General features: G+C 64.0%; 19 protein-coding genes and 2 pseudogenes. 11 read left to right on the forward strand and 10 right to left on the reverse strand.

Annotated elements, in window-relative coordinates; all coding sequences use genetic code 11:
* Both LGR64_RS13330 and LGR64_RS13335 read right to left on the reverse strand, forming a co-directional pair.
* Entirely contained in the window at positions 1-2,346 is a 2,346-nt protein-coding gene (locus LGR64_RS13330; protein ID WP_230355708.1) for a TonB-dependent siderophore receptor, read from the reverse strand.
* Between the two features lie 186 nt (positions 2,347-2,532).
* Entirely contained in the window at positions 2,533-3,867 is a 1,335-nt protein-coding gene (locus tag LGR64_RS13335) for a sigma-70 family RNA polymerase sigma factor (RefSeq protein WP_230355710.1), read from the reverse strand.
* Positions 3,868-3,899: 32 nt separating this feature from the next.
* Here LGR64_RS13335 and LGR64_RS13340 point away from each other — a divergent pair, with 32 nt between their 5' ends.
* Together LGR64_RS13340 and LGR64_RS13345 are read left to right on the forward strand one after the other, a co-directional pair.
* Entirely contained in the window at positions 3,900-4,241 is a 342-nt protein-coding gene (locus LGR64_RS13340; protein WP_230355712.1) for a hypothetical protein, read from the forward strand.
* A gap of 90 nt (positions 4,242-4,331) precedes the next feature.
* Entirely contained in the window at positions 4,332-5,081 is a 750-nt protein-coding gene (locus LGR64_RS13345) for an META domain-containing protein (protein WP_230355714.1), read from the forward strand.
* A 15-nt stretch (positions 5,082-5,096) separates the two neighbouring features.
* Here the strand turns inward: LGR64_RS13345 and LGR64_RS13350 are convergent, their stop codons facing one another.
* Together LGR64_RS13350 and LGR64_RS13355 are read right to left on the reverse strand one after the other, a co-directional pair.
* Entirely contained in the window at positions 5,097-5,435 is a 339-nt protein-coding gene (locus LGR64_RS13350; RefSeq protein ID WP_230355716.1) for a hypothetical protein, read from the reverse strand.
* A 304-nt stretch (positions 5,436-5,739) separates the two neighbouring features.
* Positions 5,740-6,639, reverse strand: a complete 900-nt coding sequence (locus LGR64_RS13355; protein WP_099751217.1) for a LysR family transcriptional regulator — start codon at positions 6,637-6,639, stop codon at positions 5,740-5,742.
* A gap of 201 nt (positions 6,640-6,840) precedes the next feature.
* Here LGR64_RS13355 and LGR64_RS13360 point away from each other — a divergent pair, with 201 nt between their 5' ends.
* From LGR64_RS13360 to LGR64_RS13385, 6 genes are all read left to right on the forward strand, one after another.
* Positions 6,841-7,452 (forward strand): glutathione S-transferase family protein, encoded by a 612-nt coding sequence (locus LGR64_RS13360; RefSeq protein ID WP_230355718.1) that lies wholly within the window; start codon positions 6,841-6,843, stop codon positions 7,450-7,452.
* 46 nt (positions 7,453-7,498) lie between these two features.
* Complete coding sequence (locus LGR64_RS13365) at positions 7,499-9,574, forward strand: 2Fe-2S iron-sulfur cluster-binding protein (protein WP_230355720.1); 2,076 nt, start codon at positions 7,499-7,501, stop codon at positions 9,572-9,574.
* Between the two features lie 57 nt (positions 9,575-9,631).
* Complete coding sequence (locus LGR64_RS13370) at positions 9,632-10,330, forward strand: hypothetical protein (protein WP_141835890.1); 699 nt, start codon at positions 9,632-9,634, stop codon at positions 10,328-10,330.
* A gap of 78 nt (positions 10,331-10,408) precedes the next feature.
* On the forward strand, positions 10,409-10,579 hold the full coding sequence (locus LGR64_RS13375; RefSeq protein WP_230355722.1) for a hypothetical protein: 171 nt from the start codon (positions 10,409-10,411) through the stop codon (positions 10,577-10,579).
* Positions 10,580-10,746: 167 nt separating this feature from the next.
* Positions 10,747-11,211 carry a GNAT family N-acetyltransferase gene (locus tag LGR64_RS13380; RefSeq protein ID WP_141835886.1) on the forward strand — a complete coding sequence of 155 codons (465 nt, stop codon included), beginning with the start codon at positions 10,747-10,749 and terminating at the stop codon, positions 11,209-11,211.
* A 555-nt stretch (positions 11,212-11,766) separates the two neighbouring features.
* On the forward strand, positions 11,767-12,696 hold the full coding sequence (locus LGR64_RS13385; RefSeq protein WP_088165013.1) for a hypothetical protein: 930 nt from the start codon (positions 11,767-11,769) through the stop codon (positions 12,694-12,696).
* Here the strand turns inward: LGR64_RS13385 and LGR64_RS13390 are convergent.
* Positions 12,668-13,003, reverse strand: a complete 336-nt coding sequence (locus tag LGR64_RS13390; protein WP_143343463.1) for a hypothetical protein — start codon at positions 13,001-13,003, stop codon at positions 12,668-12,670. The genes LGR64_RS13385 and LGR64_RS13390 overlap by 29 nt on opposite strands.
* A gap of 290 nt (positions 13,004-13,293) precedes the next feature.
* Here LGR64_RS13390 and LGR64_RS13395 point away from each other — a divergent pair.
* Positions 13,294-13,683, forward strand: a pseudogene (locus LGR64_RS13395) (hypothetical protein); the annotation flags it as partial.
* Between the two features lie 30 nt (positions 13,684-13,713).
* Positions 13,714-14,217 carry a hypothetical protein gene (locus tag LGR64_RS13400; protein ID WP_230355727.1) on the forward strand — a complete coding sequence of 168 codons (504 nt, stop codon included), beginning with the start codon at positions 13,714-13,716 and terminating at the stop codon, positions 14,215-14,217.
* 69 nt (positions 14,218-14,286) lie between these two features.
* Here the strand turns inward: LGR64_RS13400 and LGR64_RS13405 are convergent, their stop codons facing one another.
* From LGR64_RS13405 to LGR64_RS13415, 3 genes are all read right to left on the reverse strand, one after another.
* A complete protein-coding gene (locus tag LGR64_RS13405) occupies positions 14,287-16,131 on the reverse strand; it encodes an acyl-CoA dehydrogenase (RefSeq protein ID WP_230355728.1) in 1,845 nt (614 codons plus the stop codon).
* Positions 16,132-16,239: 108 nt separating this feature from the next.
* Entirely contained in the window at positions 16,240-17,415 is a 1,176-nt protein-coding gene (locus tag LGR64_RS13410; RefSeq protein WP_230355730.1) for an acetyl-CoA C-acyltransferase, read from the reverse strand.
* Positions 17,416-17,474: 59 nt separating this feature from the next.
* Positions 17,475-19,574: a 3-hydroxyacyl-CoA dehydrogenase NAD-binding domain-containing protein gene (locus tag LGR64_RS13415; RefSeq protein WP_230355733.1), complete on the reverse strand. Its 2,100-nt coding sequence runs from the start codon at positions 19,572-19,574 to the stop codon at positions 17,475-17,477.
* Between the two features lie 312 nt (positions 19,575-19,886).
* Here LGR64_RS13415 and LGR64_RS13420 point away from each other — a divergent pair, with 312 nt between their 5' ends.
* Positions 19,887-20,081, forward strand: coding sequence for a heavy-metal-associated domain-containing protein (locus LGR64_RS13420; RefSeq protein WP_034392696.1), 195 nt, complete (start codon positions 19,887-19,889; stop codon positions 20,079-20,081).
* Between the two features lie 82 nt (positions 20,082-20,163).
* On the opposite strand, the gene fdx is transcribed toward LGR64_RS13420, so the two are convergent.
* Positions 20,164-20,502, reverse strand: a complete 339-nt coding sequence (gene fdx, locus LGR64_RS13425) for an ISC system 2Fe-2S type ferredoxin (RefSeq protein ID WP_034392695.1) — start codon at positions 20,500-20,502, stop codon at positions 20,164-20,166.
* Positions 20,503-20,635: 133 nt separating this feature from the next.
* A pseudogene (gene cueR, locus LGR64_RS13430) lies at positions 20,636-21,019 on the reverse strand (Cu(I)-responsive transcriptional regulator); the annotation flags it as partial.
* Between the last annotated feature and the right edge of the window lie 10 nt (positions 21,020-21,029).

The following is a 21,029-nucleotide window of genomic DNA, read 5'->3' on the forward strand; positions in this document are numbered from 1 at the left end:
TCAGAAATCCACCGAAGCCGACACCACGAAGGTGCGCGGAATCATCGGCGAGACGGCGCCCCAGGACGTGACGCCGGCCCAGGCCTTGCGGTCGGCCACGTTCTGCACCGTGGCGCGCAGCGTGGTCTTGCGGCCTGCGATGCGCGTGGCGTAGCGCAGGCCCAGGTCGGTGCGTGTCCAACCCGGGATGCGCAGGCGGTTGGCCTGGTCCACGAACTGGGCGCCGGTGTAGGCCAGGTCGCCGACCAGGGTCAGGCCCTCAAGGGCGGGCACATCCCATTCCACGCCCAGGTTGGCCAGCAGGCGCGAGGTGCCGATGGGCCGGTTGCCCACCAGCGCAGGCGTGGCCGAGCGCGTGATCTCGGGCTTGAGCCAGGTCACGCCACCCAGCAGGCGCAGGCCGCGCGCGGCCTCGCCGTAGGCATACAGCTCCATGCCCAGGTTGCGCTGCTCGCCATTGGTCTTGTAGACGCCCTGGTCCAGGCCGCCGCTGGGTTTTTCAATGCTGAACAGGGCGGCGGTGGCCATGAAGCTGCCGAAGTCGTACTTGCTGCCCACTTCGTACTGGCGGCTCTTGTAGGGGCGCAGCACCTCGCCGTAGTTGCTGGCCGCGGGCGGCGCGATGTCGCCCTTGCTCAGGCCTTCGATGTAGTTGGCGTAGAGGCTCCAGTTCGGCGCCTGGCGCCAGACCACACCCACGGCCGGCGTGGTCACGCTCTCGTCGTAGACATTGGCGGCGCCGCCCGTGAGCACGTTGTAGTTGGTGGACTTGATGGCCTGGTGGCGCAGGCCCAGCGACAGTTGCAGCCGGTCCTGCAGCAGCGAGAGCGTGTCCACCAGGGCCAGGCTGGTGTTGCGGTTGTCATGGATGCGCGGAATGGCCGAAGGCCGCGCAATGCTCTGCGGCGCATGGGCAATGGGCGCATAGATGTTGGACGCCACGGTGGAGCCCGCCTGCAGCGCGCGGTGAAAATCCTCGCGGTAGCTGGCCAGCTGCAGCGTGACCGAATGCTTGACACCGGCCAGCGCAAAGCGCGAGCGCAGGCCTGCGTCGATGGTGCTGCGGTCCACGTCGAACACCGCGTAGGTGGGCGTGATGCTGGTGGCACCAGCGGCACTGGTCAGGCGCGGGGCCGAGTCGTAGATGCGGTCCACATCGGCGCGCGACTGGCCGATGTTGGCGAACAGCGTGAGCTGCTGCGTGAGGTCCAGTTCGGTGCGCAGCAGCACGGCGCGCTCGCGGTTCTTGGACCATTCCCAGGGCTGGGTCACGTTGCGCCGGCCATCCGGCGCAGCAGGCATGGAGGTGAGCCCCGTGGGCATGATGGGCCGGCCCACGCCGTCGATGCGCTCGTCCTGCGAGAGCAGGTCCAGCGTGGCACGGAAGCGCTCCACCTCGTAGTCCAGCGCCACGGCCAGCACATGGCCGTCGGTGCTTTGATGGTCCATGGACGTATCGCCGCCGTACTTGCTGGCGTTGACGCGGATGCCGTACTGGGCCTCGTCGCCAAAGCGCCGGCCCACGTCGGCATGGGCACGCCAGAGGCTGTCCGAAGTCCAGCCCGTGGTCAGCCGCGCCACATCTTCATTGGCGCGCTTGGGAGCGATGTTGATCACGCCGCCCACCGAGCCGTTGGGCGACATGCCGAACAGCAGCGCGCCGGGCCCCTTGACCACCTCGATGCGGTCCACGTACTCGGTGCGCACGCGGTAGTTGGGGGCAATGCCGTAGATGCCGTCAAAGGCGATCTCGCCCGAGTTGCCCTCCCAGATCGGAAAGCCCCGGATATAGAGGTTGTCCACGTTGCCGCCCGGCAGCACGGTGTAGCGCACGGAAGGGTCGCGGTTCACCGCCTCGGCAATGGTGCCGGCCTGCTGGTTGCGCACGGCCTCGGACGTGTAGCTGGTGGTGCTGAACGGCGCCTGCATGTTGCCGGTATTGCCCAGCACGCCCAGGCGCACGCCCTTGGCCACCTGCCCGCCGGCGTAGGGCGCGGGCAGCAGGCTCACATACTGGTCGCCGGCCGTGACGGTGATCTCGGACAGGCGGTGGGCGTTCTCCGGCAGGTTGCCGGGCGCATGGGCCGCAGCAAGCAGCAGGGTCAGCGTGCCGCCCTCGATGCGCCCCTGCAGGCCGCTGCCCTGCAGCAATGCCGCCAGGCCCTGGCGCACATCGTGGCTGCCGTTGAGCGCCGGGGCCTGCCGGCCCTGCACCAGTTCGGAGGAGTAGGTGAGCTGCAGCCCCGCCTGGCGCGCAAACTGGCTCAGCGCCTGGGCCAGCGGCTGGGCCGGCACGTCGAAGGACACCGATTGCGCGGCGGCCAACTGCAGTTGCAGGCCCAGCACCAGGCCTGCACATGCATGAAAAACCGCTGTGCGGCGGAGACGGAGGCGGAATCGGAATCGGGAGGACTTGGGAGCGGACATAAGGACTTTCTGGAGGACAGGCTCATTGCGAATCGCCGGCACAGGCAGGGCGCCCGGCCTTTCATATGCAAATACGAGTCACTCCCAAAAACCCTGAAAAAAACTTCACGGCTCCGCGCGCCCGCCGCGCCGCGCAATCCGCAGGCCGCCGTCGTCCAGCACGCTGACCTGCACCGGCGCGAACTGCGGCAGCCCGCGCAACCATCGCTCGGTCTGGGCAATGCGCACATGGCCGCTGATGGCCAGTTGCGCCGCGCCCTCCTCCACCACCAGGCGGCGCCGCGTGTAGCGGCCCAGCCGGTGCACGACGCGGCCCAGCGGTTCCTGCTCGAAGACCAGTTCGCCCTCGCGCCAGGCCGCGGGCCGTTGCTGGAGCTGCGGTTGCCAGGCAGCGCCGTCGGTATCTCCTGCCCCGCCGTCCAGGGGAATGCGCAGCGACTGGCTGTCCTGCAGCAACTGGCCGCGTCCGGTGGCCGCATGCTCCACCCGCACCTGGCCCGACTCCACCTGCACGCGCACCGCATCGGGCTCCAGTTCCACACCAAAGCGCGTGCCCAGCACGGTCACGCGCAGGGGGCCGGCCTCCACCACAAAGGGCCGTGCCGCATCGCGCGCCACGGCAAAGAAGGCGGCCCCTTCCAGCAGTTGTGCCTGTCGCAGGTCGGCACGGTAGGTCAGCGCCACGCGGCTGGCGGCGTCCACATGCAGCACGCTGCCATCGGGCAGTTCCAGGCTGCGCTGCACGCCCGTGGCGCTGGCCAGTTCACCTTGCCACAGCACGCGACGGCTCCACATCTGCCAGGCGGGCCAGGCCGCGCAGGCCATGCCGGCCGCGCCCAGCAGCGCGCCAAGGGCACGCCGCCGCCGCTTTCTGGAAGAGGCCTGCAAGCCCGCCTCCACCCCGCCGCGCCAGCGCAGCAAGGCGGCTTCCAGGCAGGCATCGGCCTGCATCAGGTCGCGCTCCACGGTGTTCAGGGAGACCTGCAGACGCTCGGCGATGTCGGCCTGCCGCTCGCCATGCAGGCGGTGGGCCAGCAAGGCGGCCTGCATGCGCTCGGGCAGGTCTGCAATCGTGCGCTCCACCACGGCCAGTGCCTGCCGGTACATGGCGCGGTCGGCCACATCGCCTTCGGCTTCGGGCTGCAATTGCGCCCAGTCGTCCATGCAGCGCTGCTGCGCACCGCGCTGGCGCAGCCTGTCTATCGCCAGATGCTTGGCCGTGGCAAACAGGTAGGCCCGCGCGGCTTCGAGCGTGGGCGAGCTGCCATCGGGCAGCTGCGGCGGCGCATCGGCCAGGCGCAGCCAGGTTTCCTGGGCCAGTTCCTGCGCCTCATCACGGCTGCCGGTCTTGCCGGCCAGATAGGACACCAGTTGCTGCTGGCAGGCACAGAAAAGCTGGTGCCAGCGCGCAGCGGTCCAGGAAGCGGAAGGGGTGGGCATGGCCGGGGGGAGGTGAGAAATCGACAACGAGAATGACTATCATTCTAGTTTTGTTTGATCCAGGCAGGCCCGGCCGCCGGGCCATCGAAGGCAAACTGTCCACCCATCAACATCCGGACCACATGCCCATGATCTTCCTGGCGATCACATCTACCGGCTTGGCACAGGCACTTCGCGCCGCCACCGAAAACGACGCCATCTGGTGCGGCAGCGACGCGATGTCCGAGGCCGACTCCGCCGCCCGACAATGGTCCAACCTCAGCCGCTTTACCTACTCGCTGGAGGACCGCGTTTTGATCGACGATGCCGTGTCCACCATTGAGGAACACCACCCAGGGCATACGGTCTGGGTCGAGGCATCTTCCCTGCGATAGCGGGTTCTCTGGTCACCACCTTGAGGGCTTCAATTGAAAGCTTTTCTTCAATTCCTGGCAGCCACACTTTTGTCCACTGCAAGCCACGGTATGGAACACATTGCCAGCCAAAGTGCGCTACCGCATCAAAACAAGGACGCGGAGTATTTATCTGCCTACGAGTGGAACCTGCAGCAGGCTTTCGATGCCGTAGGCAAAGAGAAAAAGAATTGGAAAACACCAGACAGCCCCTCAATAAAGCTCTGGTTTTTTAAAGATGGAAATTTCGGCACACAGATATGCAATTCCATGAACTGGAAATATGAGATGGATGCCGATGGAAGCCTCCAGATCAAGCCCGGCATCTACACGATGGCCGGGTGTCCCGAGCCATTGATGGAGCTGCAAAAATGGGCAAGTGACTTGCTGTCAAGGAAATTCCACTACACATTGACAAGGGCAATCGCCAACGCAACGCCCCATCTGCAACTGCGCTTTGCCGATGGCAGCCGCTGGGAATTGCAGGGCGAGCCCACGCCAAGAACCAAGTACGGAAGCGATGGCCAGGCGATTCTTCTGGAAGTCGAAGCACAACATGTGCCGTGCAAGGACAGCACAGCCAAGGGCAGCGAGTGCCTGCGCGTTAGAGAGGTCAACTGGCATGTTCGCAACGGGAAAGGCGAATTCCACAACCATGGAAAATGGCAGACCGTCGGATTGACGGCGATTGATGGGTATTCACATCCAGCGGGCTGGCACGGTGTTCTGAATGTCACTCGCTTCAATTTGAAGAATCCGCCTTCCGACGAAATGGCATTTGCCTATCTATTTCAAGGAGAAACAACCCGATTCTCCCAATAGAAACGCCATGCCCGCCTACGCGCCCAATCCCAAAGTCATTTCCCGAGCCACCTGCGCAGCCTCCCTGCGCCTGACCTCGGCCTGATCGACAAAGCCGCAATCCAGCGATTCCGCTTCAGTGTGCGAATAGTTCGCCAGCGATTCGGCGCTATTGCGCATGGTTTGCAAGGCGCGGGCGATGGCTTCCAGGCGTTGGTGGCCTTCGGGGATTTCTAGCCAAGCCAGGGAAAGTTCGGCCAGGGCCTGGATCTCCGAGCAGCTTTGCTGCACGAGCCGGTCCACTTGATTCAGGGCATGGGACAGACGCTGATTGCGCATGTCATCCACGGGGGGCGGTTGCTGCAGATGTTTCATGGTTTCGTGCTCCTTATTGAGACGATTACCACCTGCACGCGTTTTCAAGCACAAGACAGGTGGGCGGGATGTTGAAAACACGCAATAAGACGTGCGGGCAGCCTTACGGACGGCCCCATCCCGCCCAAAACCGAATGGACAAGCAGGCGCGGCGCCCACTTTCCAGGTGTTCAGACGTGACAAGGCCTCGCTATCGGGGAGGCTCAGCCGCTTATTGTTGGTGTTTTCAAGCACCAGCCCCGTGACAGGGGGCCGGCTGGAATGATAGGTGCTTTCTTCCTCTGCGAACAGCAGCCTGCGCCCCCTACCACCTCAACGCCGCCACCCTCAGCGCATCCACCGCCATGTCGATGAACGCCCGCACGCGATGCGCGGCATGGCGTCCTTCCCTGTGCACCACATGAATCGGCAGCGGCGGCCGCTCGAAGGGCTCCAGCACCAGGCGCAGTGCGCCGTCCTGCACTGGCTTGGCGATCTGGTAGAGCGGCAGGCGCGTGATGCCTTGCCCGGCCAGGGCGCAATCTGCCGCAGCCTCGTTGGTCATGGACATGAGGCGCGGCTGCAGGCGCACGGCCAGGGCCTTGTCGCCTTCGAGAAACCGCCATTCGGGTGTGGAGGTGAGGCCGGATGCGGTGATGGTGGTGTGCTGCGCTAGCTCCTCGGGCCGCTGGGGCACGCCGTGGCTGGCCAGGTATGCGGGCGAGGCGCATAGCACCTGCCGCACGCTGCCCACGCGGATGGCCTGCAGCGAGGAATCGGGCAGATCGCCGATGCGCACGGCCACGTCCACGCCCTCGTCCACCAGGCTGACCACGCGGTCCACAAACCAGCAGTTGACGTCCACCTCGGGAAACCGGCCCAGGTAGTCGTGCACCACGGGCAGCACGTGCATGCGCCCGAAGTTGACCGGCGCCGTGAGCGTGAGCCGGCCGCGCGGTGCGGCATGGGCGCTGGCGGCATGCTCGTCGGCCTCTTCCAGCTCGGCCAGGATGCGGCGGCAGCTGTCGGCGTAGGCGGTGCCGGCCTCGGTCACGCGCACGAAGCGCGTGGTGCGCGTGAGCAGGCGCACGCCCAGGCGCTCCTCCAGGTCGGAGACGGCCCGCGTCACCACCGAGGGCGAGACCTTGAGCCGGCGTGCGGCCGAGGCGAAGCCGCCCGTGTCCACCACCGCGAGAAATGCCGTCATGGACTGGAAGCGATCCATCTGTGCCTGCCTTGTCTGTGTCGTATGTCTGCCCGGCTGCGGGCGGCCCGCGCAGGCCTGCCCAGGTTTGCGCCGGCGCTTTGTTCGCGTTCCCGCAAGAGTGACTTGCCGCCGCCAGGGATTCTAAAGATGCGGGCGGAGAAGGAGGATACGTCCCGTGGCGCCGACAACCGGCGCCTTCACCAACCCCAAGGAACCGCAATGAAGCTCTACCACTTTCCCCTGTCCGGCCACGCCCACCGCGCCCGCCTCTTCCTCGGCCTGCTGGGCGTGGAGCATGAGCTGGTCCACGTGGACCTGGCCAGCGGCGCGCAGAAGAAGCCCGAATTCCTGGCGCTGAACCCGCTGGGCCAGGTGCCGGTGCTGGACGACAACGGCACGGTGATTGCCGACTCCAACGCCATCCTGGTCTACCTGGCGCGCAAGCTGGACCGCCAGGACTGGATGCCCCTGGGCGCACAGGCCGAGGCCGAGATCCAGAAATGGCTGAGCATCGCCGCCGGCCCCATTGCCTTCGGCCCCGCGGCGGCCCGGCTGGTCACGGTGTTCAAGGCTCCCTTCCAGGCCGAGGAAGTGATAGCCCGCGCCCACGCCATCCTCGGCAAGATCGAGGCGCAATTGACCGGCCGCCCCTTCCTCACCGGCGCCACGCCAACGATTGCCGACGTGGCCCTGTACAGCTACATCGCCAGCGCGCCCGAGGGCAATGTGGACCTGCAACCCTACCGCGAAGTGCGCGCCTGGCTGGGCCGCATCGAGGCGCTGCCGGGCTTCGTGGCATTCGCCCAGACACCGGCCGGCCTGCGGGCCTGAGTGCCTGAGCCACACCTCCCCTGAAACCCCGGCAAAGGAGCGCACCATGCACCCGCAACCCCTGCAAAACCCCGCCTCGCCCTGGCATGCGGGCGAACTGGCGATCCAGCAAAGCGTTGGCGTCGTGGGCCGCATGGACATGCCGGGCCGCAAGTTCCTGCGCCCCTTCCTGCTGGACCAGCACCGAGAGTTCTATCCGCTGCTGCATTTCGTGGTGCTGGGCAGCGTGGATGCGCAAGGCGACGCCTGGGCCACGGTACGGGCCGGCGAGCCGGGCTTCCTGCGCTCTCCCGACCCGCTGACCTTGCATGTCGGGGCGGGCCGCGATGCGGCCGATCCGGCCGAGCCGGGCCTGGCCGATGGCCATGCCGTGGGCCTGCTGGGCATGGACCCCATGACGCGCCGGCGCAACCGGCTCAACGGCACCGTGCGGCGCAAGACAGGCGTTGATGGGGCGGGCGCCTTCGACATCGGCGTGGTCCAGAGCTTCGGCAACTGCCCGCGCTATATCCAGAACCGCAGCGTCCGGTTTGTCCGGCCTGCGGACGAGCCCACGCAGGTGCCGGCGGTCGAACTGGCATCGCTGGACCCGCGCGCGCGGGAGCTGATTGCGCAGGCGGATACGTTCTACGTGGCGTCCTACGTTGAGGGCGGGGACGGCTCGCGCCAGGTCGATGTCTCCCACCGTGGCGGCAAGCCAGGCTTTGTGCGGATCGACGCCGATGGAACGCTGACCATTCCAGACTTCTCAGGCAACCTGTTCTTCATGACCCTGGGCAATTTCCTGGTCAATCCCAAGGCGGGCCTGCTGTTCATCGACTCCGAAACCGGGGAGATGCTGCAGATGACGGGCGAGGCCAGCGTCATCCTCGACTCCCCGGAAATCGCGGCCTTCGAGGGCGCCGAGCGCCTGTGGACCTTCAAGCCCCGCCGCATCGTGCGCCGGCCCGACGCCCTGCCGCTGCGCTGGAGCATGGCGGCCGACGGCTGGTCGCCCCACCTGCAGATGACCGGAAGCTGGGCCGATGCCAGCCAGCGCCTGGCCGCCGCCCGGCTGGGGCGACAGTGGCGGCCGTTCCGGGTGGCGCAGGCCGTGGATGAGAGTTCCACCATCCGCTCGCTCTACCTGGAGCCGGCCGATGGCATGGCCGCTGTGGCTCCCCTGGCCGGCCAGCACCTGCCGCTGCGCCTCACGCTGGCGGACGGCAGCCATCTGCAGCGCACCTATACGCTGTCGCTGGCGCCTTCGGACGGGCGCTTGCGCATCAGCGTCAAGAGGCAAGGCCCCGCATCCAGCCATCTGCATGGCCTGAAGCCCGGCGATCTGGTCGAGGCCCGCCCGCCCGCTGGCAGCTTCACCGCCGATGCGGCCCTGCGCCGCCCCGCCGTGCTGCTGGCCGCGGGCATAGGCATCACGCCCTTGCTGGCCATGCTGCGCCACATCGTCCATGAAGGCCGGCGCACCCGCAGCCTGCGGCCCACCTGGCTGTTCCAGGCGGCTCGCACGCGCAGCGAACGGGCCTTTGACACGGAGATTGCCGAACTGGTGAAGGCCGGCAATGCCGAGGTGCACTGGGTGCGCACGCTCAGCCAGCCCGGCACGGCAAAGGCCGGCCGCGACTACGACCATGAGGGCCACATCGACATGGCCCTGTTGAAAGCCACCCTGCCCTGGGACGACTACGACTTCTACCTCTGCGGCCCGGACGCCTTCATGCAGGCCACCTATGACGGCCTGCGCGAACGCAATGTGCCCGACGAGCGCATCCACGCAGAAGCCTTCGGTCCCTCGGCCCTGAAGCGCTCCATGGTCGGTGCAGCCCCCGCCGCCGAACTGCCGGCACCCGCCACACAGCCTGTCCGCATCATCTTTGCCGACTCGGCCAAGGAAGCGCGCTGGAAGCCCGGCGACGGCAGCCTGCTCGAAGTGGCCGAGGCCCGGGGGCTGGAGCCCGCCTTCGGCTGCCGGGGCGGCAGCTGCGGCGACTGCCGCGCGCGCGTGCTGCAGGGCGGGGTGGCCTATGCCTCGCCACCCTCCTTCGCCGTGCCAGCGGGCGAGGCACTGATCTGCTGCGCCGTGCCTGCGCAGGGGACGGGGGAGGCTTTGCATCTGGCGTTGTGAGGGATGGCCGCCTGGCGTAGATACACTCGACGCCATCGCCGCTCTCACCCTCGCCCCATGAAGCCTGCCACTCACCTGCCGGCCCTGCTTGCCGCAATCCTCGCCTGCCACATCGGCGTAGCCAGTGCACAGCAAACCACACCAGCGCCAGGCACCTATGTCCGCAAAGGCGGGGGCGGCGATCTGGTGGTGCAGGCTGGCGGCAAGTTCCACATCCAGACCGTGGGCGCCAATGGTCATACCTGCGAATTGGAGGGCACCATCACCAACGGCCGGGCCAGGATGGCGAATTCGGCCTGCGCCGTGGACTTCACGCCTGCAGGCCAGCGCGTCGGGGTCGAAACGGCCACCGCCGAGGCATGCCGGGACTTCTGCGGCATGCGGGCCTGGTTCGGTGGCGATTACCTTCGGCCCACACCCGGCTGCACGGACAAGGCCATTGCCGCATCGCGCAGAAACTTCAAGCGCGCGTACGACGCCAAGGACTACCGCCTGGCGCTGACCACGCTGGCGCCGGTGCTGCAGGACTGCGATGAGGTGCTGACCGGCGTCGCCAAAGGCTGGCTGCGCAACGACCTGGCGCTGGCGCAGCTTCGCTCGGGCGACGCAGCCGCCTGCCGCCAGACCCTGGCCCCGCTGGCCGAGGAAGCCGGCAAGACGGATCAGGAACTGCGCGAGGCCTATCCACCCACCGATGCCGATGTGGTGCTGCCCATGCTCAAGGCTGCGCGCACCAATCTGCGCTTGTGCAGTTGAGGCGGTGCCATCGCCATGAAAGATCCCGCATCGCCCAACGCAGGAATCTCCGGGCATTTCCGGCGTGAGGCGAAGTAGATGCTGTGGGTGCTTGGCGTGCTGCCCTTGGCGCTTGCCTTGCTGGCAGCGTGGCTGGCGCCGCTGATCCTGAACCATGTGGAGAAAGACAAATGCCTGAAAGCTGGAGCACAGATCTCCAGGCAAACAGGCAGGTGCGAACGCACTGAACAGGCGCCCCCGAAGGAGTGAGTTGCGGGCTATCCCGTTGCCCGCCTGGCGCACGACGATGCCCTGTGCTTGGGCGTGGTGCCCATGCTGTAGCGGATCGGCGGCGGCCCGGGCGTCTTGCCCTATCCTTGTGCGCTTTCATTCCCACTGAGCAGCGCCCTTGAACAGGGCTTGACCCCTTGCCACCCATGACCGATATACGCCCCGCCCACTTTCCCGAAGACCTCGACGCCGTGGTCCGCATCTTCCGGGAGTACGTGGCCAGTCCCACCGTGAGCCTGGACTTCCAGGACTTCGAGACCGAGTTCGCCGCCCTGCCCGGCAAGTACGCCGCACCCGAGGGCTGCGTGCTGCTGGCCTGGAAAGACGGCCAGCCCGTGGGCTGCGCCGCCCTGCGCCAGGTGGATGCGCAGACAGGCGAAATGAAGCGCGTCTACGTGCGCCCCACGGTACGCGGCGAGAACCTGGGACGCCGCCTGGTGGAAGGCATCCTGGACACCGCGCGCCACGCAGGCTACACCCGCATCTGCCTGGACGTGCTGCCCGAGTTCCAGGCTGCGCAGCGGCTGTATGAAAACCTGGGTTTTGTGGATGCGGAACCGGTGAGCTTCAATCCCGTGCCGGGCACGCGTTATCTCGGACTGGATCTTTGAGGCATGCACCCTCCGGCAGGCGGCCTTCAGCGCCTGCACGGCTTCCGATGCGCTGACACCAGGTCCCTGAGTCCTCGTTTGCAAGCATTCAGCACGGTGAGACCGTAGCCCATACCCCGGTCCAACAGCCTGCCCGCAAGCGCAGCGGCGGTACGGACCACCTCTCCCCGCATCCTTCACCCGCAAATGCCCGTGGCCGAGCCGGGCGGCCTGCGCTTGTGCCCCGTGAATACCGCCCATGGCGAATGGCGCTGCCTGGGACCAAACGCTCATTGGCAGCATCTCTATTCACCTGGCATTTCAAACCTGATTTTAGGAATTGTCCTAAGGACAATTCTGAAAATGATCTGTGGGCGACTTCTTTGATTGACCTCGTGCAGGCCATGAAATCAAATGAGGACTCTTCACACAGCAAACATCAGAAACCCGCTTGGACACTGACAGCGGATTATTCGCCTGCTTGCAACCAATCATTCCCGTCAAATTGCCTTTATTGATCAAGGCGCATTGGCTGGAATTCTCGATTCCGCTCCTGATCCAGCGTCTCCATACACCATGCCAGCCTCCATTGCCGCCACCTTCTATCAGATCGGCTATGCCGACATGCTTGCTCGCCAAATGGAGCAAAAACAGATCGATGCCATTGTGCTCACGCCACAGGAATACGCAGACATACTGAGCGACAAGGCGCGTAACAATCCTCGCCTGGCGGCCACGCTGCATGCCATCCTGGCACATAGTGCGCTTGGGCAATACTGGACACAGACCGCCAGCCCGAATGCAGGCAAACCCTGGGTCGCCCCCGCCTCTCTGATGGTCAGCGACGCGTACCTGATCACCAAAACGCTGATTGCATTGGGCTTGGCCGGTGCCCGCTCCTATATCAAGACAACCGCCACAGGCACCTATATCATCATCACGGGCTACGCGGGACTTCGCCGCCAGTTGCTGCAAGGCACGCGATTCCTTGCCGCCAATCCACGCATGGTCCAGATGGGCCTGGGCATTCGCGGTCTGCAGAATGTGGCCAAGGGCGGGTTTCTTCTGAGCCTGGTGGTGGGCACCGGGATAGAGACACTGGACTTCATCTTCAATGATGAGAAGACCATGCATGATCTGGTGGGGGGAATTGGAGTGGAGGCGGTCAAGGCGGGATTGGCGACGATGGTGGGCCTTGGCTTGGGAATAAAGCTTGCAACGGCAACGTCCCTTGCAATTCTTCCTTTGGCTGCTGTGGCAGTGGCCGTACTTGTCACAGGAATCATCTTGAATCAAATAGACGATGATTTGAAAATCAAACAACGTGTGATCAATATGCTGCGCATTTCCACCAGTAGCATACCTCAAGGCATATATCGGATAAATATCGACAAACTCAATTTTGATAATCAGAAACCTTATCAGCAGATAGAGTATAAATTTAACAACTGTTCCACAGAAATTTTCAAAAATGAATTTATGTGCCGCACAAATCGTAAAAACTAATTAAGAAAATGTTGGACGCAAAAAAAATAAGGAAAACCTTGATATGGGGCATTCCATTAAATGTTTTCATTTTTATTCTTTGCATTTGGTACATTAAGCATGCAATATTTAATGATATCAAAGATCTCATTGAACTATCAGCATCAATAAGAATAACACCCGGCGCACCAGTCGTAGCATATTTTCCCGTAATATTGGCAGTCGGTCTAATTTCCTCATTATCTAAGGCAATACCATGCAAAACATCAATTTTAAAGGTAACCGAACGCACCTTTAACGCAACCATGCTGGCAGGATTAATGATCATGGCTTCTTGCCTTGCACTCATAACTCCTTTGCAATACTATGCAATGCCCAAACTTGGCTATACACGCTGCAATATCCTGGAAGGGCATCCCACCATATATTTCACAGACTGGGTCAAAAACCCCGAATGGTGCGTTCGCGGAAAATCCAGAGAATGGGTCAAGGATCAAGCCCTTCTGACCGGCAATTCAGAAATAAATCCATGAAATAGAAAAGTGGGGACCGCTTGGCCTTCGCTTTTGATATGTCTCTTGTCAGACAGGTGCTTTGCCTGCTTGCGCAGAATGCCTCCTCGCTATCACGAGCCACGCGGGACTTCGCCGCCAGCTGCTGCAAGGCACGCGATTTCTTGCCGCCAATCCACGTATGGTCCAGATGGACCTGGGCATTCGCGGTCTGCAGAATGTGGCCAAGGGCGGGTTTCTTCTGAGCCTGGTGGTGGGCACCGGCATAGAGACACGGGACTTCATCTTCAATGACGAGAAGACCATTCATGATCTTGTGGCCGGGATTGGGGTAGAGGCCGTGAAAGCAGGACCGGGAACACTTGCTGGGATAGTGGCGGCCACCATAACCGCTGGAATGACGACCGTGGCAGTGATGCCGCTCTTTGCCATGGCTGTAGCCGTACTCATCACCGGCTTTGCGCTCAATCAAGCCGATAAATATTGGCGAGTCAAATTCAGAAAAAAATAAAAACAATTAAAGAAGATGAAAAATCGCACAATCACAAACAGAAGAAACTCCATATGGGGAATTCCATTCCTAATCCTCATATTCATTGCAAATGTTCTCATTTGCATTAATGATACGTTTCCAAATATTAGTGACCTTCATAACAATGAAGCAATTGTAAAAATAGTCCCAATTACACCACTATTAATCTCTTCACTTCCAACACCAGCGATACTCTTATTAACGATGATCGCGAATGCAATTCCTTGCAAAGAAAGAGTGCTAAAAATTATGGAGCGCATTTTGATAATTATGCTTTCCATTAATTTTGCAAGCATAGCCATTTCATTTATTATATTAATTCCATTGCAGTACTATGCAATGCCAAAGCTTGGATATACCAATTGCAGCGTCCTAAGGGATCACCCAACCATTTATTTCACAGACTGGGTCAAAAACCCAGAATGGTGCGTTCGCGGAAAAACCAGGGAATGGGTCAAAGAGCAGGCCAGGCTCTCCGGCAACCTTGAAAATCCCTGAAATAAAAAAAAGCGCAGACCACATGGTCCGCGCTTTTTGCATCCTCCGGCAGCCGTGCTGCCAACTCCCTCAGAACGCCTCTTCACTCATCTCCGCGCAGGTCATGTCGCGCTCACGCACGACCTTGAGCCATGCGCCTATCCGGGGCAGTTCGTATCGGAAGAAGTAGCGCATGGCGGCCATGCGGCCAGCGTTGGCGGGAGCGGTCAGGCCCGGGTCTTTGTCCAGCACGGCCAGGGACACGTCCAGCCAGGTCCAGGCCAGTACCGTGTGGCCGAAGGCCTGCATATACGGCACGGCATTGGCCAGGGCCTGTTGCGGGTCGTCGGTGGCCCATGCGGCCTTGGTGGTGGCGCCGACTTCCTGCAGGGCCTTGGCCAGTTCATTGGCGTAACCGGCCAGTTCGGGCCGGGCCATGGCGCGCTGGATGGTGTCATTGATGCGCGTGGCCAGCAGTTGCAGGCCCTTGCCGCCCTCCATGAGCACCTTGCGGCCCAGCAGGTCCATGGCCTGGATGCCGTGCGTGCCTTCGTGGATCATGTTGAGGCGGTTGTCGCGCCAGTATTGCTCCACGGGGAAGTCGCGCGTGTAGCCGTAGCCGCCGTGGATCTGGATGGCCAGGGAGTTGGCCTCCAGGCAGAACTCGCTGGGCCAGCTCTTGGAGATGGGGGTCAGCACTTCCAGCAGCAGCCTTGCCTCGGCCACGGATTCGGGCGTGCCGGTGTGCTGCTCATCGACCAGGCGCGCGCAGAACAGGTTCAGCGCCAGCGCGCCTTCGCAATAGGACTTCTGCGCCAGCAGCATGCGCTTGACGTCGGCGTGCTCGATGATGCGCGACTGGGGGCGCGTGGCATCCTTGCCGGCTGCACCCGGCGCCCCCTTGATCGGCCGGCCCTGCGGGCGGCTCTGCGCGTAGTCCAGGCTGGCGTGGTAGCCGGCCAGGCCCAGCATGGTGGCGGCCATGCCGATGGAGATGCGGGCCTCGTTCATCATGTGGAACATGCATTTGAGGCCCTCGCCGGGCTTGCCGACGAGGTAGCCCACGGCCCCGGCGCCGCCGCGCACGGGAAAGCGGCCTTCCCCGAAGTTCAGCAGCGTGTTGGTGGTGCCGCGCCAGCCCAGCTTGTGGTTGAGGCCGGCAAGGGCGACGTCGTTGCGCTCGCCGGTGAGTTGGCCTTCGATGTCCACGAGCTTCTTGGGCACGATGAAAAGCGAGATGCCCCGCACGCCGGGCAAGGGCTTGCCATCGGGCCCGGGGATCTTGGCCAGCACCAGATGGACGATGTTCTCGGTCAGCTCATGGTCGCCCGCGCTGATCCACATCTTGTTGCCCTTGAGGCGGTAGCGCGGACCCAGCGCATCGCTCTCGAAGTCGGCGCCGTCGGGCTCGGCACGGGTGGCAATGTCGCTCAGCGAGGAGCCGGCCTGGGGCTCGGACAGGCACATGGTGCCGGCCCAGCGGCCATTGAATTCATTGGTGGCGAAGACCTGTTTTTGCATGTCCGTGCCGTGGGCCATGATGGCATTGGCATTGCCCGAGGTCAGCATGTTGGAGCCGATGCTGATGGAGGCCGCCGCGAAGAAGCTGTTGGCGGCCGCCTCCACGGTGTAGGGCAGCTGCATGCCGCCGATGTCGTAGTCCTGGGCGGCGCTGAGCATGCCCGAGTCGGCATAGGCCTGGCGCGCATCGTGGGTGCACTGGGGCAGGATGACTTTCTCGCCGTCGAACTGCGGCTCATGCGTGTCCACGGTGCGGTTGAAGGGGGCGTATTTCTCGCGGGCGATGCGCTCGCAGGTGTCGAGCACGGCATCGAAGGTGTCGCGCGAATGGTCGGCAAAGCGCTCGCGCTCGCCCAGCGCATCGGCGCGCAGCCATTCATAGAGCAGGAAATCGATGGTGGAACGCAGGCGCATGGTGATGTCCGGAATCAAAAAAGAAGCCGCAGGCGCCGCCAGAGGGAGCGCGTGCGGCCAACAGGAGTAACGGGAACAGGCGGTGGCGGCCGCAGCCGCCACCTGCACTTACAGCACTTCGAACACGCCGGCGGCACCCATGCCGCCGCCGATGCACATGGTCACGCAGACACGCTTGGCACCGCGGCGCTTGCCTTCGATCAGGGCGTGGCCCGTCAGGCGCTGGCCCGACACGCCATAGGGATGGCCCAGGGCAATGGCGCCGCCGTTGACATTGAGGCGATCGTTGGGGATGCCCAGCTTGTCGCGGCAGTACAGCACCTGCACGGCAAAGGCTTCATTGAGCTCCCACAGGTCGATGTCCTGCACCGTCAGGCCCAGCTTCTTGAGCACCTTGGGCACGGCGAAGACGGGGCCGATGCCCATTTCGTCGGGCTCGCAGCCAGCCACGGCAAAGCCCAGGAAGCGGCCAAGAGGCTTGAGGTTGTTGCGCGATGCATAGTCCTCGCTGACCACCACGCAGGCACCTGCGCCGTCGGAGAACTGGCTGGCATTGCCGGCCGAGATCACGCCGCCAGGCAGCGCGGGGCGGATGCCCGAGATGCCTTCCTTGGTCGTGCCTTCGCGCACGCCCTCGTCCTTACTGCAGGTTACTTCCTTGGTGATCAGGCCGCGCACCTTGTCGGCCACGCCCATGGTCACGGTAATGGGCGCGATCTCGGCGTCCAGCAGGCCGGCCTCCTGGGCCGCGCAGGCCTTTTGCTGGCTGGCGGCGCCGTATTCGTCCATGGCGTCACGGCCGATGCCGTAGCGCTTGGCGACCTGTTCGGCGGTCTGCAGCATGCTCCAGTAGATCTCGGGCTTTTGCTTGGCCAGGGCCAGGTCCTGGATCATGTGCAGGTTCATTTCCTGCTGCACGCAGGAGATGGACTCCACGCCGCCGGCCACATAGACATCGCCCTCGCCCGCGATGATGCGTTGCGATGCGGTGGCAATGGTCTGCAGGCCCGAGGAGCAGAAGCGGTTGATGGTCATGCCCGATGCGGTGATGGGCAGGCCGGCCTTGAGCGCGATCTGGCGCGCAATGTTCATGCCGGTGGCGCCTTCGGGGTTGGCGCAGCCCATGATCACGTCATCGACGGCGGCAGGGTCGACGCCTGCGCGCTGCACGGCGTGCTGCACGGCATGGCCGCCCAGCGTGGCGCCATGGGTCATGTTGAAGGAGCCCTTCCAGCTTTTGGCCAGGGGCGTGCGGGCGGTGGAAACGATCACGGCGGATGTCATGGATATTCCTTGTATGGCGGGTTTGCGGTGGTTCGCAAAAAGTTCGTGCGCCGCACGTGTCAGCTGAATTGCTTGCCTTCGGCCGCCAGCTTCGCCAGCAGCGGGGCCGGCTGCCAGAAATCGGCGTCGTCGTTAGGGTTCTTGGCGAAGCGGTTCATGGCCTGGACCACGTTGAACAGCCCGACCTCACCCGCGTAGTGCATGGGGCCGCCGCGCCAGATGGGGAAGCCATAGCCGGTCAGGTAGACCATGTCGATATCGCCCGACTTGCCGGCGATGCCGTCTTCCAGGATGTGGGCGCCTTCGTTGACCAGGGCGAAGACCAGGCGCTGGACGATTTCCTCATCGGAGATCTTGCGCGGGGTGATGCCCAGCTCCTTGCGGTGGGACTCGATCATCTGGTTGACCAGCTCGGACGGGATGGCGTCGCGCTTGCCCGCCTGGTAGTCGTACCAGCCCGCGCCGGTCTTCTGGCCGAAGCGGCCCAGCTCGCACAGCTTGTCTGCCGTGCGGCTGTACTTCATGTCGGCGCGCTCGACGGCGCGGCGCTTGCGGATGGCCCAGCCGATGTCGTTGCCGGCCAGATCGCCCATGCGGAACGGGCCCATGGCGAAGCCGAACTTCTCGATGGCCTTGTCCACCTGGGCAGGCGTGGCGCCTTCGTCCAGGAGGAAGCCGGCCTGGCGCGAGTACTGCTCGATCATGCGGTTGCCGATGAAGCCATCGCACACGCCCGAGACCACGGCGGTCTTCTTGATCTTCTTGGCCAGCTTCATCACGGTGGCCAGCACGTCCTTGGCGGTGTGCTTGCCGCGGACCACTTCCAGCAGCTTCATCACGTTGGCGGGGCTGAAGAAGTGCATGCCCACCACGTCCTGCGGGCGCTTGGTGAAGGCGGCGATCTTGTCCACGTCCAGCGTGGAGGTGTTGGAGGCCAGGATGGCGCCGGGCTTGGCAACCTCGTCCAGTTGCTTGAACACGGTTTCCTTGACGCCCAGCTCCTCGAACACCGCCTCGATGATGAGGTCGGCGCTCTTGAGCGCGTCATATGACAGCGTGGTGCTCAGCAGCGCCATGCGCTGGTCGTACTTTTCCTGGGTGAGCTTGCCCTTCTTGACCTGGGCTTCGTAGTTCTTGCGGATGGTGGCCACGCCACGGTCCAGCGCTTCCTGCTTGGTCTCCAGAATGGTCACGGGAATGCCCGCGTTCAGGAAGTTCATGGAGATGCCGCCGCCCATGGTGCCGGCACCGATGACGCCCACGGTCTTGATGTCGCGCACAGCCGTGTCCGAGGGCACGTCGGCGATCTTGGAGGCCGCGCGCTCGGCCATGAACAGGTGGCGCAGCGCGCGCGACTCGGGCGACCACATCAGTTGCATGAAGGCATCGCGCTCCAGGGCCATGCCCTCGTCGAACTTCTTGCGCGCGGCGTTCTCCACCGTGTCCACGCAGCGGGCCGGGGCCGGGTAGTTCTTGGCCATGCCCTTGACCATGTTGCGCGCGAACTGGAAGTAGGCGTCGCCCTGGGGATGCTTGCAGGGCAGGTCGCGCACGCGCGGCAGCGGACGCTTGTCGGCCACTTCCAGCGCAAACGCCTTGGCCTCGTCCAGCAGGGACTCGGGCGAAGCGGCCATCTTGTCGAACAGCTTCTGGCCGGGGATGGAGGCCAGCAGCTCGCTCTTGACGGGTTCGCCGCTGACAATCATGTTCAGCGCGGTCTCCACGCCCAGCACGCGCGGCAGGCGCTGCGTGCCGCCTGCACCGGGCAGCAGGCCCAGCTTGACTTCAGGCAGGGCCACCAGGGTGCCGGGAGCGGCCACGCGGTAGTTGCAGCCCAGCGCCAGCTCCAGCCCACCGCCCATGCAGACGGTGTGGATGGCGGCCACCACGGGTTTGCTGCCCTGGTCCAGCGAGTTGATCAGCGAGACCAGGTGCGGCTCGCGATACGCCTCTTCCTTGCCGAACTCGTTGATATCGGCACCGCCCGAGAAGGCCTTGCCGGCACCCGTGATGACGATGGCCTTGATGGCCGGGTCGGCGTAAGCCTTGTCCAGCCCCTCGACGATGCCGCGGCGCGTGGAAAGGCCCAGGCCGTTGACGGGGGGATTGTTGAGCGTGATCACGGCAACCGAGCCGTCGACCTTGTATTCAGCCGTCATGCAATGTCTCCTGAGGTTTAAGCAAATAGTACGGACGTGCTTTTTCCATTCTAGGAAGGCTTGACCGGCAGCGCCATGCCGTTGGCGGTGCAAGCTGTCCCGGTCGGGACAAGTTTTGCTGCGCTGCAGCGTCCAGCAGGTCTCGCCGGGGTCCGCGCCCGCGCCAGCTTACGGGGAGGCGGTCTCGCAAAGTCATGCAAGCGCCAAGGCTCCAGTGTTTGTACCGACAGGGAAATCCAGCTTGAGGGACTTGACCTTCCCACCGTAGCAATGCCCAGACTGCATGGACCTTCAACCCCCAAGGAGTTTTTCATGCAGTTTTTTCTTGAAGACATGACCTGTGGCGGCTGCGCCCGTTCCGTGACCAAGGCCATCAAGACCGTCGATCCGGATGCCAGGGTGGCCACGGACCCGCTGACCCGTGGGGTGGAGGTGCAGACCAGCGCCACCGAGGAGCAGATCGCCACCGCACTGCGCCAGGCGGGCTACCCGCCAGGCAAGGGATGACACGCCGCCGCAATCCGTCGGCAAGGCCGATGGATTGCGGCCCTCCCACGGACGCGAGCCCCGCGCCAGCCTCCTCGGAGGGTCACCGGCCCTCCTTGGCGTGATTGATCGTGTAGCGGGGAAGCTCCACGGTCAGATCCTCCCGCCCCACGATGGCCTGGCAGCTCAGGCGCGATTGCGCCTGCAGCCCCCAGGCCCGGTCCAGCATGTCTTCCTCCTGCTCCTCGACGTCGTTCAAGGAGCCGAATCCCTGGCGCACGATGCAGTGGCAGGTCGTGCAGGCGCCGACCTGCTCGCAGGCGTGCTCGATGGCAATGCCGTGGTCCAGCAGGGCTTCGCAGATCGACGTGCCCGCAGGCACCTGCAACACCGCCCCCTCCGGGGCCAGTTCGGCGTGCGCGATCACGGTCAGTTGTGGCATGGTGGCGGCCCTCCCTTCAGTGCGGACAGGCGCAGCGGCCCGCAACTTCGTTCGTCTTGCCGCACGCATGCGGGTGGTTCTTGCGCGGTACGGCGCCTGTGCGCCGCGAGGGGTCCCTCTTGCCGCTATCGGGCTGCTGCAGTCCCTGCAGAATAGGACAGGCCGGCGACTGATCGCCTGCGCAGGATCTGGTCAGCGCCTTCAGGGACGAGGCCACCTGCCGCATGTCATCGATGCGCTGCTCCAACGCCGCGATGTGCTGCTCGGCCACGCGCTTGACGTCCGCGCTGCGCCGCGATGGATCGGTCCACAGGTCCAGCAGGTCCTTTATCTCGTACGCCGAAAAGCCGAAGTCGCGCGCGCCGCGGATGAAGTGCAGCCGCAGGATGTCGGGACCGCCATAGACGCGGTAGCCCGCTTCGCAGCGATTCGCCGGGGGTATCAGCCCGATCTGCTCGTAATAGCGAATCATCTTGGCCGAGATACGAGATGCCTTGGAGGCTTCTCCGATGTTCATGGTCTATCTC

This window comes from Delftia sp. Lp-1 (assembly GCF_020523835.1).
Taxonomy (GTDB): domain Bacteria; phylum Pseudomonadota; class Gammaproteobacteria; order Burkholderiales; family Burkholderiaceae_C; genus Comamonas; species Comamonas acidovorans.

Excerpts from the sequence above, each read along its gene's own strand:
- LGR64_RS13375 (WP_230355722.1), top strand. The coding sequence starts at position 10,409 with ATGCTGTGGGTGCTTGGCGTGCTGCCCTTGGCGCTTGCCTTGCTGGCA.
- LGR64_RS13385 (WP_088165013.1), top strand. The coding sequence starts at position 11,767 with ATGCCAGCCTCCATTGCCGCCACCTTCTATCAGATCGGCTATGCCGAC.
- LGR64_RS13360 (WP_230355718.1), top strand. The coding sequence starts at position 6,841 with ATGAAGCTCTACCACTTTCCCCTGTCCGGCCACGCCCACCGCGCCCGC.
- LGR64_RS13415 (WP_230355733.1), bottom strand. The coding sequence starts at position 19,574 with ATGACGGCTGAATACAAGGTCGACGGCTCGGTTGCCGTGATCACGCTC.
- LGR64_RS13405 (WP_230355728.1), bottom strand. The coding sequence starts at position 16,131 with ATGCGCCTGCGTTCCACCATCGATTTCCTGCTCTATGAATGGCTGCGC.
- LGR64_RS13345 (WP_230355714.1), top strand. The coding sequence starts at position 4,332 with ATGGAACACATTGCCAGCCAAAGTGCGCTACCGCATCAAAACAAGGAC.
- LGR64_RS13390 (WP_143343463.1), bottom strand. The coding sequence starts at position 13,003 with ATGATCATTAATCCTGCCAGCATGGTTGCGTTAAAGGTGCGTTCGGTT.
- LGR64_RS13400 (WP_230355727.1), top strand. The coding sequence starts at position 13,714 with ATGAAAAATCGCACAATCACAAACAGAAGAAACTCCATATGGGGAATT.
- LGR64_RS13380 (WP_141835886.1), top strand. The coding sequence starts at position 10,747 with ATGACCGATATACGCCCCGCCCACTTTCCCGAAGACCTCGACGCCGTG.
- LGR64_RS13410 (WP_230355730.1), bottom strand. The coding sequence starts at position 17,415 with ATGACATCCGCCGTGATCGTTTCCACCGCCCGCACGCCCCTGGCCAAA.
- LGR64_RS13365 (WP_230355720.1), top strand. The coding sequence starts at position 7,499 with ATGCACCCGCAACCCCTGCAAAACCCCGCCTCGCCCTGGCATGCGGGC.
- LGR64_RS13420 (WP_034392696.1), top strand. The coding sequence starts at position 19,887 with ATGCAGTTTTTTCTTGAAGACATGACCTGTGGCGGCTGCGCCCGTTCC.
- fdx (WP_034392695.1), bottom strand. The coding sequence starts at position 20,502 with ATGCCACAACTGACCGTGATCGCGCACGCCGAACTGGCCCCGGAGGGG.
- LGR64_RS13355 (WP_099751217.1), bottom strand. The coding sequence starts at position 6,639 with ATGGATCGCTTCCAGTCCATGACGGCATTTCTCGCGGTGGTGGACACG.
- LGR64_RS13350 (WP_230355716.1), bottom strand. The coding sequence starts at position 5,435 with ATGAAACATCTGCAGCAACCGCCCCCCGTGGATGACATGCGCAATCAG.
- LGR64_RS13340 (WP_230355712.1), top strand. The coding sequence starts at position 3,900 with ATGACTATCATTCTAGTTTTGTTTGATCCAGGCAGGCCCGGCCGCCGG.
- LGR64_RS13335 (WP_230355710.1), bottom strand. The coding sequence starts at position 3,867 with ATGCCCACCCCTTCCGCTTCCTGGACCGCTGCGCGCTGGCACCAGCTT.
- LGR64_RS13370 (WP_141835890.1), top strand. The coding sequence starts at position 9,632 with ATGAAGCCTGCCACTCACCTGCCGGCCCTGCTTGCCGCAATCCTCGCC.